Consider the following 12,285-nt stretch of genomic DNA (forward strand, 5'->3'; position numbering starts at 1 on the left):
GCCGGAGGGGCGGTCGCCCATGCGGACCAGCAGGATCACGAAGCCGGTGACGAAGGCGCACAGGGCCGCCAGCACCAGCCAGCCGGGAACGGCCATGCCCAGCAGGGTGACGACCAGCAGCAGCGCCGGAGCGCCCAGCAGGCCGCCCCAGGCCAGGCGGCCGACCAGGTCGCCGCGGGGCAGCGGCGGCGGGGGCGGCGGGACGTAGCGTCCGCCGCCGCCGTCCTCGTCGGGGTCGTCGAACTCCCCGGCGGAGGAGCGGACCGGCGGGGCGGGCGGCTCGTCGGGACCGTCCGGCTCCGCAGGTTCCTCCCGCTCGGAGACGTTCTCGGCGTCGGGCCAGTCGGAGCGCGCGGTGTCGGAGTCGTAGAACCGCGCCACCAGGTCGGCCCAGACCTCGTCCGGGTTCTGCTCCTCCGGCCGGGCGGGCGCGGGGTCCGGGGCCTGGACGATCCGGTCGGCCAGTTCCGGAAGCTCCGCGCGCAGCAGCGCCGCGGCGGCCGCGTGCTCCTTGGCGTCCACGTACAGGTGGTCGGTGGGGGCCTCGTCGTCGGTGTCGTCCCCCGGGGCGGCGCCCACCGTGACGGCGTAGGCGGCGATGCCCTCGCGGCCCAGCGCCTCCAGCATGGTGTCGGCGTGCACGGGGGTGAGCAGGACCAGCGGGACGTAGGACTCGGCGAGCAGACCGTTGCCGCGGCGATCAGTCATGTCCTGCCCCTTCCCCGCTCCTGCTGTGTGCGCGCACGGAGGCGGGCCGCTCCCCGCGGAAGGCCGCCGCGCCGTCGTCCGGGGCGGCAGAGCGGACCGCTCCTCTTGTGAGGATACGCAGACCGGTCGGACGGGAGGCCCGGTGCGTGCGGACCCGCGGAGCCGCCGCGGCGGCCCACGGCAGGCCCCGCCGGACGGTCTGCCGCGGCCCCCGGGGACGACCGCGCCGCGGGACGGCGCCGACGTGCCGGAACGCTCCGGCCTCCGCAAGCAACGGCATCTCGGCCCTTTCCAGGCGGGTGGTGTGGCCAGCGGGCAACGCTGGGATTACGAAACTAGCCGAGCGCCGCGGCGCCCGGTACCCCTCTCCGGCCGTGTGGCGCGACGTCGACTTTGGCGGTGCCCCGCGCGAGATGGGAAGATGACCGCAAATGTCAGCGGCAGCGGGAGAACGAACGTGGCCGTGCCGGACGGGCACTCCCGCACAGGCAGAGGTGAACCGTGTTCTACTGGGTGCTCAAGGCGACTCTCGGACCGGTGCTCGCGGTGCTGTGGCAGCCGCGCGCCTACGGAGTGGAGAACGTCCCCCGCCACGGTCCCGCGATCATGGTGGGCAACCATCTGTCCTTCTCGGACCACTTCTTCGGGCCGCTCCCACTGCCGCGCAAGATCACCTTCCTGGCGAAGGCGGAGTACTTCACCGGCACCGGGATCAAGGGCTTCCTCAGCCGCCTCTTCTTCACCGGGGCGGGGCAGATCCCCATCGACCGCTCCGGCGGCAAGGCCAGCGAGGCGGCGCTGCGCACCGGGCTGCGGGTGCTGGAGCAGGGCAAGCTGCTGGGCATCTACCCGGAGGGCACCCGCTCCCCCGACGGCAGGCTCTACCGGGGGCGCACCGGCGTGGCCCGCATGGCCCTGGAGGCCAAGGTCCCGGTGATCCCGATGGCGATGATCAACGCCGACAAGATCATGCCGCCCGGCAAGATCATCCCCCGGCTCGGCATCCGGCCCATCGTGAAGTTCGGCAAGCCCATGGACTTCTCCCGCTACTACGGGCTGGAGAAGGACCCCCGGGTGCTGCGCGCCGTCACCGACGAGATCATGTACGCCCTGATGGAGCTGTCCGGCCAGGAGTACGTGGACCGCTACGCCCAGTCGGTCAAGGCCGAGCTGGAGGCCGCCGCCAGGCAGGAGAAGCAGGAGTGGCAGCGCTCCCGCAAGGAGCAGCGCCGCGCGGAGCGCGAGGCCAGGCGGCGGCAGCGGGCCCGGCGCAAGGCGGAGCGCAGGCGGGAGAAGCGCAAGAAGGACTCGGAGCGGTCGAAGCAGCAGTGAGCTCGCTCACCATGTGCCGCGGACACCGCGCTCACCTGGTCGTTTGGGGAACCCGACGCGGGTAGGGGGGCGCCGGAGGAGGCGTATAGGGAAAACGGGAGAACGCACGAGTTGGCCTCGACCCTCGCGGACGCTATGGTCTAGACCATACGATGGTTGCTGCGTGAGAACGCGGTCCTGCCGTGTGCGTTCCGCACCCGCAGGGCGAGGCCCTGACCGGGAGCGGCCGTTTTCGTGACTCCCGTGGCGCACGGGGGTTCCAGACGATTCAAGGAGTACACGCAAATGCGAGTCGGGGTTCTGACCGGGGGCGGCGACTGCCCGGGCCTGAACGCGGTCATCCGTGCGGTGGTCCGTAAGGGCATCAAGGACTACGGATACGAGTTCGTCGGCTTCCGGGACGGCTGGCGGGGGCCCCTGGAGGGCGACACCATGCCGCTGGACATCGAGGCGGTCCGCGGAATCCTGCCGCGCGGTGGCACCATCCTGGGCTCCTCGCGCACCAACCTGATGAAGATCGAGGGCGGTGTCGAGCGGGTCAAGGACAACATGGCCGCACTCGGCGTCGACGCGCTCGTCGCCATCGGCGGCGAGGACACCCTCGGCGTGGCGCGCCAGTTGCACGAGCACGACGTCAACGTCGTGGGCGTGCCCAAGACCATCGACAACGACCTGAACGCCACCGACTACACCTTCGGCTTCGACACCGCGGTCAACATCGCCACCGAGGCGATCGACCGGCTGCACACCACCGCCGAGTCGCACCACCGCGCCCTGATCGTCGAGGTCATGGGCCGCCACGCGGGCTGGATCGCGCTGCACGCGGGCATGGCCGCGGGCGCCAACGTCATCCTGATCCCCGAGCGGCCGTTCGACATCGACGAGGTCGTCGCCCACGTCGAGAACCGCTTCAAGACCAAGTACGCGCCGATCATCGTGGTCGCCGAGGGGGCCCACCCCAAGGAGGGCCAGATGGAGCTGGCCAGCGGCGAGCGCGACTCCTTCGGCCACGTCCGCCTGGGCGGCATCGGCCAGCGCCTGGCCGAGGAGATCGAGGCGCGCACCGGCAAGGAGGCCCGCTCCGTGGTCCTCGGCCACGTGCAGCGCGGCGGCACCCCGTCGGCCTTCGACCGCGTGCTGGCCACCCGGCTGGGCGTGCACGCCATCGCCGCGGTCAACGACAAGGACTTCGGCAAGATGGTCGCCCTGCGCGGCACCGAGATCGTCCGCGTCGACCTGGCCGCCGCCACCGACGAGCTCAAGACCGTCCCGCTCGAGCGCTACGAGGAGGCCGAGGTCTTCTTCGGCTAGTCCCCGCAGGCGTTCCGCGGCTCCCGGCCTCCCCGCCGGGAGCCGCCGTCGTCTGCGCCCCGGCCCCTCCGGCGACGGGACAAACCGCTTGCTCCGGTGGCCGATACTGGTAGACGGCGCTCCCCACCCCGGGACGCCTCTCCCCGTCAGCTCACACCACCGGAGGTACCGTCATGTCCGCCTCGCTCGACTCCCCCGTCGTCGACGCGCGTGCGGACGGCGCGACCAGGACGTCCGCGCAGGGGCTGGGCGAGCTGTGCGTGCTCATGAAGCTCGGCGAGGTCGTGCTCAAGGGCAGCAACCGGCCCCTGTTCGAGCGCCGCCTGCAGAACAACATCCGCGCCGCCGCCAAGGGGCTGCCCGAGTTCCGGCTCTCCCAGCGCAGAGGCGTCATCATGCTGCGCATGCCCGACGCCTCCGACCTGGAGGTGGCCCAGCTCGCCGAACGCATGCGCAACGTCATGGGGATCGTGTGGGTGCACCTGGTGCGCCGGGTCCCCAAGGACCTCGACGCCGTCGTCGACGTCGCGGTGCGGTCCATGGCCGACCGCTCCGGATCCTTCGCGGTGCGCGCCCGCCGCCGCGACAAGCGCTTCCCGCTGACCTCCTCCGAACTGGCCGCGCACGTGGGCGGCGCGGTCAAGCAGGCCCACCCGCACCTGACCGTCAACCTCAAGCAGCCCGACCACGCGTTGCAGATCGAGGTCGACAAGGACGAGGTGTTCGTCTTCACCGACGGCATGCCCGGCCAGGGCGGCCTGCCGGTGGGGATGAGCGGGCGCGGCCTGGTGCTGATGTCCGGCGGCATCGACTCCCCGGTGGCCGCCTACCGGATGATGCGCCGCGGCCTCAAGGTCGACTTCCTGCACTTCTCCGGCATGCCGTTCACCGGCCCGGAGTCCATCTACAAGGCCTACAGCCTGGTCCGCCAGCTCGACCGGTTCCAGTGCGGCTCCCGGCTGTACGTGGTGCCGTTCGGCAAGGCCCAGCAGCAGATCCGCAACTCGGGGGCGGAGCGGTTGCAGATCGTCGCCCAGCGCCGCCTCATGCTCAAGACCGCCGAGGCCCTCGCCGACCGGCTGCGCGCCACGGCCCTGATCACCGGGGACGCGCTCGGCCAGGTCTCCAGCCAGACCCTGGCCAACATCACCGCCCTGGACGACGCCGTGGACCTGCCGATCCTGCGCCCGCTGATCGGCATGGACAAGACCGAGATCATGGAGCAGGCCCGCGCCATCGGCACGCTCGCCATCTCCGAGCTGCCCGACGAGGACTGCTGCACCATGCTCACCCCGCGGCAGGTGGAGACCGCCGCCAAGATCGCCGACCTGCGCCAGATCGAGAGGCGGCTGGACGCCGAGGAGCTCGCCGAGCACCTGGCGGCCAACGTGCAGTTGCACCGCCCCAGCTTCTTCGGCGAGCAGGCGGACGCGGCCTGAGTGCGCCCCCGCTGCCCGGATCTCCGTCCGGGCAGCGGGAGCGGCCGTTCAGACCCCGGCCGGGGCGGCCGAGGGGACCGGGGTGAGGGTGCGCCCCACCAGCGGGGGCAGCGTGTTCACCAGGTGCGCCAGCTCGTCCAGGTCGGCGGCGGTCAGCGCCTGCGGACCGTCGCACAGCGCGGTCTCCGGGGCCGGGTGCACGTCGACGATGATGCCGTCGGCGCCCACCGCGATCGCCGCGCGCGACAGCGGCAGCACCAGGTCGCGCTTGCCGCCCGAGTGCGACGGGTCCACGATCACCGGCAGGTGCGACAGTTGCTGCGCCACCGGCACCGCGCTGATGTCCAGGGTGTTGCGGGTGGACTTCTCGAAGGTGCGGATGCCGCGCTCGCACAGCACGATGTCGAGGTTGCCGCGCTGGGCGATGTACTCGGCGGCCATCAGCCACTCCTCGATGGTGGCGCTCATGCCGCGCTTGAGCAGCACCGGCTTGCCCGCCTCGCCCGCCGCCTGCAACAGCGCGAAGTTCTGCATGTTGCGGGTGCCGATCTGGAGCATGTCCGCGTAGGAGGCGACCAGCTCCACGTCGGCGGCGTCCACCACCTCGGTGACGATCGGCAGCCCCGTCTCGTCGCGCACGTCCGCCAGGATCTTCAGACCGGTCTCGCCCAGCCCCTGGAACGCGTAGGGGGAGGTGCGCGGCTTGTAGGCGCCGCCGCGCAGCAGCGACGCGCCCGCGCGGCGGGCCATCAGCGCCGCCTCCAGGGTCTGCTCGGGGGTCTCCACCGCGCACGGGCCGGCGATCAGCGTCATGTGGTCGCCGCCGATCGGCACGCCCGCCACGCGCACCACCGACCGCTGCGCGGTGTTCTCCCGGCTGACCAGCTTGTAGGGGGTGGAGATGCGCAGCACGTCGGCGACCCCCGGCAGCGCGTGCAGGTCGAGGCTCTCGAACCGCTGGACATCGCCGACGAGCCCGATGATGGTCCGGCTCACCCCGCGGGTCACGTAAGCCTCGCCCCCGACCGAGGCGACGAGGTCCACGATGGAGTCGATGGTGTCGGAGGAGGCACCCGGTGCCATGACGATGACCATTTGAACGCTGTCCTTAACAGAGGGTGTGGAGAGTGTGGGAGGCAGCGGCGGAGCGGACAAAAAAAGCCCCGGACCGAGTCGGCCCGGGGCGATAAGTCGTCCGTGTCAGCGCAGCGCTCGTCGGGCGACCGAACCCGTGGGCCGGTAGCCATAAAAGCGCCAGAACTTCCGCTGCATGGCAGTGACTATAGCGCACGGAGTGAACGCCGCGGAAACAGAGGGTGGCCCTGCGGCGGGAGTCGACACCTGGAAAGATGGCGTCGGACGAGCATCGGGAGAGGGAACGATTGTCTGAACGACGGCTGCCGCCAGGGCAGTACGTGCCGAGCGGATGGCCCGCCGTGCACTACGGCCCGGTGCCGCGGTTCCGCCCGCAGCGCTGGGATCTACAGGTCTACGGTGCCACGGCGAACGCGGTGCGGCACCGGTGGGACTGGGCCGAGTTCCAGGAGCTGCCGAAGGTCGACGTGGTCGCCGACTTCCACTGCGTGACCAGGTTCACGGTCACCGACGTGCGGTGGCGGGGCGTGGCCGCCGCCACCCTGGTGGAGCTCGCACCGCCGGCCGAGGAGGCGACCCACGTCATGGTCTGGGCCGAGTACGGCTACAGCGCGAACATGCGCATGAGCGACTTCCTCCGCCCCGACGTGCTGCTGGCCACCCACCGCGACGGAGAGCCGCTGGAGCCCGAGCACGGGTTCCCGGTGCGGCTGGTCGTCCCGCACCTGTACGCCTGGAAGAGCGTGAAGTGGGTGCGCGCCATCGAGTACCTGACCGCCGACCGGCGCGGCTTCTGGGAGGAGCGCGGCTACCACAACCGCGCCGACCCGTGGGCCGAGCAGCGCTACTCCTACCAGGAGGACCCCGGGGACGGCCCCCCGCTGGACTGAGCGGGCCCGCTCAGTCCAGCGGCCAGAACCAGGGGCGGTGGTCGTCGCCGCGCCCGCCGAACGGGGAGGTCCAGATCTCGATCGTGGCGCCCTTCGCCGCCTCGCCCTTGGGGTTGTAGTCGCCGACGCGGTCGCCGATCAACTGGTGCACCGTGACGGTGAAGCCCAGGTCCTCCAGCTCCTTGCGGGCCCTGTCGACCTTCCAGCCGCGGATGTCGGGGATCTGCACCGTCTCCGGGCCGGAGGAGACGGTGAGCGTCACGGTCTGTCCGGCGCCCACGGTGGTGTCCGCCTCCGGGCTCTGCGCGATGACCTGCCCCTTCGGCACCTCGTCGTGGTGCTCCTCGACGACCTCGACCTCCAGGTCGCTGGCCTGCAACAGGTTCCTGGCGTCGTCGACCTGCCGGCCCACCACGTCGGGCACGGGGAACCCGGCGCTGATGGTCAGCGTCACGCTCTCCTCGCGGTCGGCCTGCTGGCCCGGGGCGGGCGCGGACGTGATCACCGTCCCCGGCGGGTTGTCGTAGGAGGTGATCTCGTCCTCCACGATGTCGGTCAGCCCCGCGTCCTCCAGGACGTCGCGCGCCTCGGCCACCGAGGCGCCCTCGACGTCGGGCATGGTCACGTACCGCGGACCCGCCGAGAGGATGAGGGTGACCAGCGTGCCCGGCAGCAGCCTGTCCCCGGCCGCCGGCTCGGTCCCGGCGACGGTGCCCGCCGGGGCGTCGTCGCTGTACATCGGCTCCTCGGCGGTCTGCACCCGAAAGCCCAGCAGCCGCAGGTCCTCGCGGGCCGCGTCGCTCTCCTTGCCGACGAGGTCCGGGACCGTCTCGTAGCGGCCGTCCACCATCCACCAGCCGAAGCCGACCGCCACCACCAGCAGCAGCGCCCCGAGGACCATCAGCGGGGTGCGCAGGCTCGGCCGCGCCGGACGCTCGTCCTCGTAGTCGTCGTAGTCCACCGGCGGGAGGTCCAGGGCCTGTAGCGTCTGCGTGTCGCCGCCCGCGGACCCGGCGCCGGGGGCCTCGGCGGGCACCGCCTCCAGCACGGAGGTGGCGGCCTCCTGCGGCGCGGGCTGCTGCTTGAGGGCCTTCTGGGCGGCGAACACCGCGGCGAGGAACTGCCCCGCGTCGGCCAGCCGGTAGGCGGGGTCGCGTTCGGTGCTGCGCACCACCAGCGCGTCCACCTCGGGAGGAATGCCCGGCACCACCCGCGACGGGCGCGGCACGTCCTCGTTGACGTGCTGGTAGGCCACCGCGATCGGGGACTCGCCGGTGTGCGGCTGGTGCCCGGTCAGCAGCTCGTACAGCATGATCCCGCACGCGTAGACGTCGCTGCGCGCGTCGGCGGTGCTGTGCGTGATCTGCTCGGGGGCCAGGTAGGCGGCGGTGCCCATGAGCGTGCCGGTCTTGGTCAGCCCCTGCTGGCTGGCCTCCACGGCCCGGGCCAGCCCGAAGTCGGCCACCTTGATCTGGCCGTTCCGGGTGATCAGCACGTTCTCGGGCTTCATGTCCCGGTGCACCATGCCCGCCTGGTGGGCCGCGCCCAGCCCGGCCAGCACCGGCACCATGATCTGTAGTGCCTCCTCGGGGGAGAACCGGGAGCGCGCCCGCATCGCCGCGCGCAGGGTCTGCCCCGGCACGTACTCCATCGCCAGGTACACGTGCCCCTGGTCGCTGCCCTGGTCGTAGACCTGGACCACGTTGGGGTGGGAGAGCTTGGCGACCGCGAGCGCCTCGTTGATGAAGCGCTGGACGAACTGCGGGTCCCGCGCCAGGGTCGAGTGCATCACCTTCAACGCGACGCGCCGGTCCAGTCGCAGGTCGTGAGCGGCGAAGACGGTCGCCATGCCGCCGTTGGCGATCCTCGATTCGACCCGGTACCGACCGGCGAGGGTCGTTCCCACTAGCGCGTCCGCAGCCGTCATGTCCACGAGGTGCAGTTTACGGGGAACGCGGAATGCGGCGGTTTCACGATGTCCTCCTCGGCGGCCGGCGGGGCCGGGAGGCCAGGCCCCGCCGGCCCGGTCACTCGTCGCGGGCCGGGGAGGAGGCGTGCGCGTAGCGCCGGACCGGGATGCGCCCGGCCAGCCGGGCCCGCCGACCGGCCGACACCGCCTCGCGCATGGCGTGCGCCATCAGCACCGGGTCCTGGGCCCGGGTGACCGCGGTGGCCAGCAGGACCGCGTCGCAGCCCAGCTCCATGGCCAGCGCCGCGTCGCTGGCGGTGCCGATGCCCGCGTCCAGGATGACGGGGACCCCGGCCTCCTCGACGATCAGTTCGATGTTGTGCGGGTTGCGGATGCCCATCCCCGAGCCGATCGGCGCGCCCAGCGGCATCACCGCGGCGCAGCCCACCTGCTCCAGCCGCCGGGCCAGCACGGGGTCGTCGTTGGTGTAGGCGAGCACGGTGAACCCGTCGTCCACCAGCCGTTCGGCGGCGTCCAGCGTCTCCACCGGGTCGGGCAGCAGGGTGCGCTCGTCGGCGACCACCTCCAGCTTCACCCAGTCGGTCTCCAGCGCCTCGCGGCCCAGTCGGGCGGTGCGCAGCGCGTCGACCGCGGTGAAGCAGCCCGCCGTGTTGGGCAGCGGGCTGATGCCGTTCTGCCGCAGCACGTCCCAGACCGAGCCCTGGGCGTTGGGGTCGACCCGGCGCATCGCCACGGTCGTCAGCTCGGTCCCGGAGGCGCGCAGCGCCTCGGAGAGCACCTGCAACGACGGCGCGCCGCCGGTGCCCATGATGAGCCGGGAGCGGAACGTCCGCCCGGCGATCACCAGCGGGTCCTCCACGGTGTCGGGGCGGGCCTCCTCGGCCACGGTACTGGTCACGTCAGCCTCCCTGGACGGCGGTGAGGACGTCCACCCGGTCGTCGGGGGACACCGGGGTGCTCGCCCAGGCGGTCCTGGGCACCACCTCGTCGTTGAGCGCCACCGCCACACCGGACTCCGCGCTGGTCAGGGAGCGCACCACATCGGCGACGGTGGTGCCCGGGGCGAGTCGGCGCGGCTCGCCGTTGATGATCGCGTTCACGGTCCTTGGGTCCCTTCCAGTGGTGGGGGTGCGGGCAGGGGGCGGTCCGCCGCCAGGTGGCCCGCGTACTCGGGCAGCCGCCCGGTGCTCAGCGCCTCGGCCATGACGTCCCCGGTCGCCGGGGTGAACAGCACCCCGTGCCGGAAGTGCCCGACGGCCAGGTGCAGTCCGCGCAGGCGGGTGGGCCCCAGCAGCGGCTCGTTGTCGGGCGGCCCGGGGCGCAGGCCCACGCACGTCTCGGTGATCTCCAGTTCGGTGACGCCGGGGACCAGTTCGCGCGCGTCGCGCAGCATCTCCCAGACCCCGCCGACGGTCAGCCGCGTGTCGAAGCCCATCTCCTCCTGGGTGGCGCCCAGGACCACCTCGCCGTCGGCGCGCGGCACCAGGTACACGGGGGAGCCCTTGACCAGGCCGCGCACCGTGCGGGTCACCAGCGGCTCGGCCCCGGAGGGGACGCGCAGCAGCAGGAGCTGCCCCTTGACCGGGCGGAGCGGCGGCACCACCCCCTCGGGCAGCCCGCCGATCCGGGAGGTCCACACGCCCGCGGCGAGCACCACCTGGCCGGCGTCCACGGCGGTGCCGTCGGCCAGGACCACGCCGCGCACGGCGTCGCCGTCGAGCGCCACCCGGACGGCGCGGCCGGAGACGAACGACGCGCCGCGCGCCGCGGCGGCCGCGCGCAGCGCCGCGGCCAGGCGGCGCGGGTTCACCGAGTGGTCGTCGGGGGCCAGGAAGCCGCCGCGCACCGAGGGCGCCAGCATCGGCTCCAGGCGGCGGCACTCGCGCGAGGTGAGCCGCTCGGTCCGGATGCCGAGGCTGTCGCGCAGCTTCTCCAGTTCGGCGAGCGTGGCCAGGTCGTCGGGGTCGAAGGCCACCTGGAGGGTGCCCTCGGTGCGGTAGCCGGGGTCGACGTCGGTGTCCTCGGCGAGTTCGGCGACGAAGCCGGGGTAGCGGCGCAGGGAGCGCAGCCCGAAGCGCATCAGCGACTCCTCGCCGAACACCGCCTCCGTCGCGGGGGTCAGCATGCCGGCGGCCACCCCGGACGCGGCGCCCGCCTCCTCGGCCGACACCACGGCCACCCGCATGCCGAGGCGGGCCGCACGCCACGCGGTGACCAGGCCGATCAGTCCGCCCCCGACGACGAGCACGTCGGGGGACGAGCGCAGGTCCACAGCACTCCACTCCCTTCGCCGGTATGACCCGGATCAGGTTCTGCGGTCGGAGGCGGACAGCCTCCCTCTCAGCCGGGTTCCGCCCGGCTCCCGCGGGGATTTCGGTTCCGTCCGCATTCTAGGTCGCCCGCCCGACAGGGGAGCAAAGGCCCGATGTGTACGCCCAAAGCGATCACGCCCGGTGAGGGGAGGTGCTGGAGCGCCGGATGTGGGAGATTGGAACCGTGACACCGATCGATCGTGACACCGACGAACTCGTGGGCGAGTGGCTCACCCTCCGGGAGGCGGCCACGGCGCTCAACGTCAGCCCCAACCGGGTCCGGCAGATGATCCGCGACCACAAGCTGCTGGGCGCCCTGCGCGAAGGAGAGCTCTCGATCCCGGCCGCCTTCATCGTCGACGGCCACACCCCCAAGGGGCTTCAGGGCGCGCTCACCCTGCTGGCCGACAGCGGCTTCACCCCGGAGCAGGCCCTGCGCTGGATGTTCACCCCGGACGACAGCCTGCCGGGCACGCCCATCGAGGCCATCCGCGCCAACCGCGGCACCGAGGTGCGCCGCCGCGCCCAGGCGCTCCTGCTCTGAGCAGCGCTCCTCCCGGGGACGGCGCCGCGCGCTCCCCGGGAGGGCCACCGTCCGGCGGGGCCTCTAGGGTGGGACCCGTGGACGAGACCCTGCGCACGCGGCTCGAAGCCGCCCGGCTGTACCTGTGCACCGACGCCCGCACCGAGCGCGGCGACCTCGCCGAGTTCCTCGACGCGGCGCTGTCCGGAGGCGTCGACATCGTGCAACTGCGCGACAAGACCCTGGAGGCGCGCGAGGAGCTCGCCGCGCTGGAGACGGTGCGGGAGGCGTGCGAGCGCCACGGCGCGCTGCTGGCGGTCAACGACCGCGCCGACATCGCCCACGCGGTCGGCGCCGACGTGCTCCACCTGGGCCAGCGCGACCTGCCCGTGCCCCACGCCCGCGCGATCCTCGGCGACCGGCCGCTGATCGGCCGCTCCACCAACACCGCGGAGCTGGCCGCGGCCGCCGACCGACAGGAGGGCGTCGACTACTTCTGCATCGGCCCGGCGTGGGCCACCCCCACCAAGCCGGGCCGCCCCGCGGCGGGACTCGGCGAGGTGGCGCGGGTCGCCGCGGCCGCTCCGGCCCGGCCCTGGTTCGCCATCGGCGGCATCGACCTGGACAACCTGGACCAGGTGCTGGCCGCCGGGGCCCGCCGGGTCGTGGTGGTGCGCGCCATCACCCAGGCCGAGGACCCCCGTGCGGCGGCGGCGGAGTTCACGCGCCGCCTGGCCGCCGCGGG

General features: G+C 72.9%; 12 protein-coding genes and 1 riboswitch. Of the genes, 6 read left to right on the top strand and 6 right to left on the bottom strand.

Translation table 11 applies throughout. The features are described 5' to 3' along the window. On the bottom strand, positions 1-708 hold a 708-nt coding region (locus AC529_RS20520), incomplete at its 3' end, for a hypothetical protein (RefSeq protein WP_068756945.1). Positions 709-1,209: 501 nt separating this feature from the next. Between AC529_RS20520 and AC529_RS12725 the strand changes: the two genes are divergently transcribed. The 3 genes from AC529_RS12725 to thiI all read left to right on the top strand — a co-directional run bounded on the left by AC529_RS12725 (position 1,210) and on the right by thiI (position 4,790). Beyond that, positions 1,210-2,040, top strand: a complete 831-nt coding sequence (locus AC529_RS12725; RefSeq protein ID WP_068756947.1) for a lysophospholipid acyltransferase family protein — start codon at positions 1,210-1,212, stop codon at positions 2,038-2,040. Positions 2,041-2,325: 285 nt separating this feature from the next. Then, positions 2,326-3,351: a 6-phosphofructokinase gene (locus AC529_RS12730; protein WP_068756950.1), complete on the top strand. Its 1,026-nt coding sequence runs from the start codon at positions 2,326-2,328 to the stop codon at positions 3,349-3,351. Between the two features lie 173 nt (positions 3,352-3,524). Next, the gene (gene thiI, locus AC529_RS12735; protein ID WP_068756952.1) at positions 3,525-4,790 is read left to right on the top strand and encodes a tRNA uracil 4-sulfurtransferase ThiI; all 1,266 of its coding nucleotides are present in this window, start codon (positions 3,525-3,527) and stop codon (positions 4,788-4,790) included. A gap of 48 nt (positions 4,791-4,838) precedes the next feature. Here thiI and aroF read toward each other — a convergent pair whose 3' ends face one another. Further along, the gene (gene aroF / locus AC529_RS12740) at positions 4,839-5,885 is read right to left on the bottom strand and encodes a 3-deoxy-7-phosphoheptulonate synthase (protein WP_068756953.1); all 1,047 of its coding nucleotides are present in this window, start codon (positions 5,883-5,885) and stop codon (positions 4,839-4,841) included. A 287-nt stretch (positions 5,886-6,172) separates the two neighbouring features. Between aroF and AC529_RS12745 the strand changes: the two genes are divergently transcribed. Further along, positions 6,173-6,775 carry a sulfite oxidase-like oxidoreductase gene (locus AC529_RS12745; protein ID WP_068756955.1) on the top strand — a complete coding sequence of 201 codons (603 nt, stop codon included), beginning with the start codon at positions 6,173-6,175 and terminating at the stop codon, positions 6,773-6,775. 10 nt (positions 6,776-6,785) lie between these two features. On the opposite strand, the gene pknB is transcribed toward AC529_RS12745, so the two are convergent. The 4 genes from pknB to thiO all read right to left on the bottom strand — a co-directional run bounded on the left by pknB (position 6,786) and on the right by thiO (position 10,977). Continuing rightward, positions 6,786-8,708, bottom strand: coding sequence for a Stk1 family PASTA domain-containing Ser/Thr kinase (gene pknB, locus AC529_RS12750; protein ID WP_068756957.1), 1,923 nt, complete (start codon positions 8,706-8,708; stop codon positions 6,786-6,788). 94 nt (positions 8,709-8,802) lie between these two features. Further along, positions 8,803-9,603: a thiazole synthase gene (locus tag AC529_RS12755; protein WP_068756958.1), complete on the bottom strand. Its 801-nt coding sequence runs from the start codon at positions 9,601-9,603 to the stop codon at positions 8,803-8,805. A gap of 1 nt (position 9,604) precedes the next feature. Next, positions 9,605-9,805 (bottom strand): sulfur carrier protein ThiS, encoded by a 201-nt coding sequence (thiS, locus tag AC529_RS12760; RefSeq protein WP_068756960.1) that lies wholly within the window; start codon positions 9,803-9,805, stop codon positions 9,605-9,607. Beyond that, positions 9,802-10,977, bottom strand: a complete 1,176-nt coding sequence (gene thiO, locus AC529_RS12765; protein ID WP_068756962.1) for a glycine oxidase ThiO — start codon at positions 10,975-10,977, stop codon at positions 9,802-9,804. Before thiO ends, thiS begins: the two co-directional genes overlap by 4 nt. Then, positions 10,971-11,081, bottom strand: a riboswitch (TPP riboswitch). It overlaps the preceding gene by 7 nt. Before the next feature lie 120 nt (positions 11,082-11,201). On the opposite strand from thiO, the gene AC529_RS12770 reads away from it, so the two are divergent. Further along, complete coding sequence (locus AC529_RS12770; RefSeq protein ID WP_269745545.1) at positions 11,202-11,561, top strand: Rv2175c family DNA-binding protein; 360 nt, start codon at positions 11,202-11,204, stop codon at positions 11,559-11,561. 77 nt (positions 11,562-11,638) lie between these two features. Further along, on the top strand, positions 11,639-12,285 hold a 647-nt coding region (thiE, locus tag AC529_RS12775), incomplete at its 3' end, for a thiamine phosphate synthase (protein WP_068757584.1).

This window comes from Thermobifida cellulosilytica TB100, from assembly GCF_001517975.1.
Lineage (GTDB): Bacteria > Actinomycetota > Actinomycetes > Streptosporangiales > Streptosporangiaceae > Thermobifida > Thermobifida cellulosilytica.

Coding starts and splice junctions, on each gene's coding strand:
- AC529_RS12730 (WP_068756950.1), top strand. CDS start 2,326: ATGCGAGTCGGGGTTCTGACCGGGGGCGGCGACTGCCCGGGCCTGAAC.
- aroF (WP_068756953.1), bottom strand. CDS start 5,885: ATGGTCATCGTCATGGCACCGGGTGCCTCCTCCGACACCATCGACTCC.
- thiI (WP_068756952.1), top strand. CDS start 3,525: ATGTCCGCCTCGCTCGACTCCCCCGTCGTCGACGCGCGTGCGGACGGC.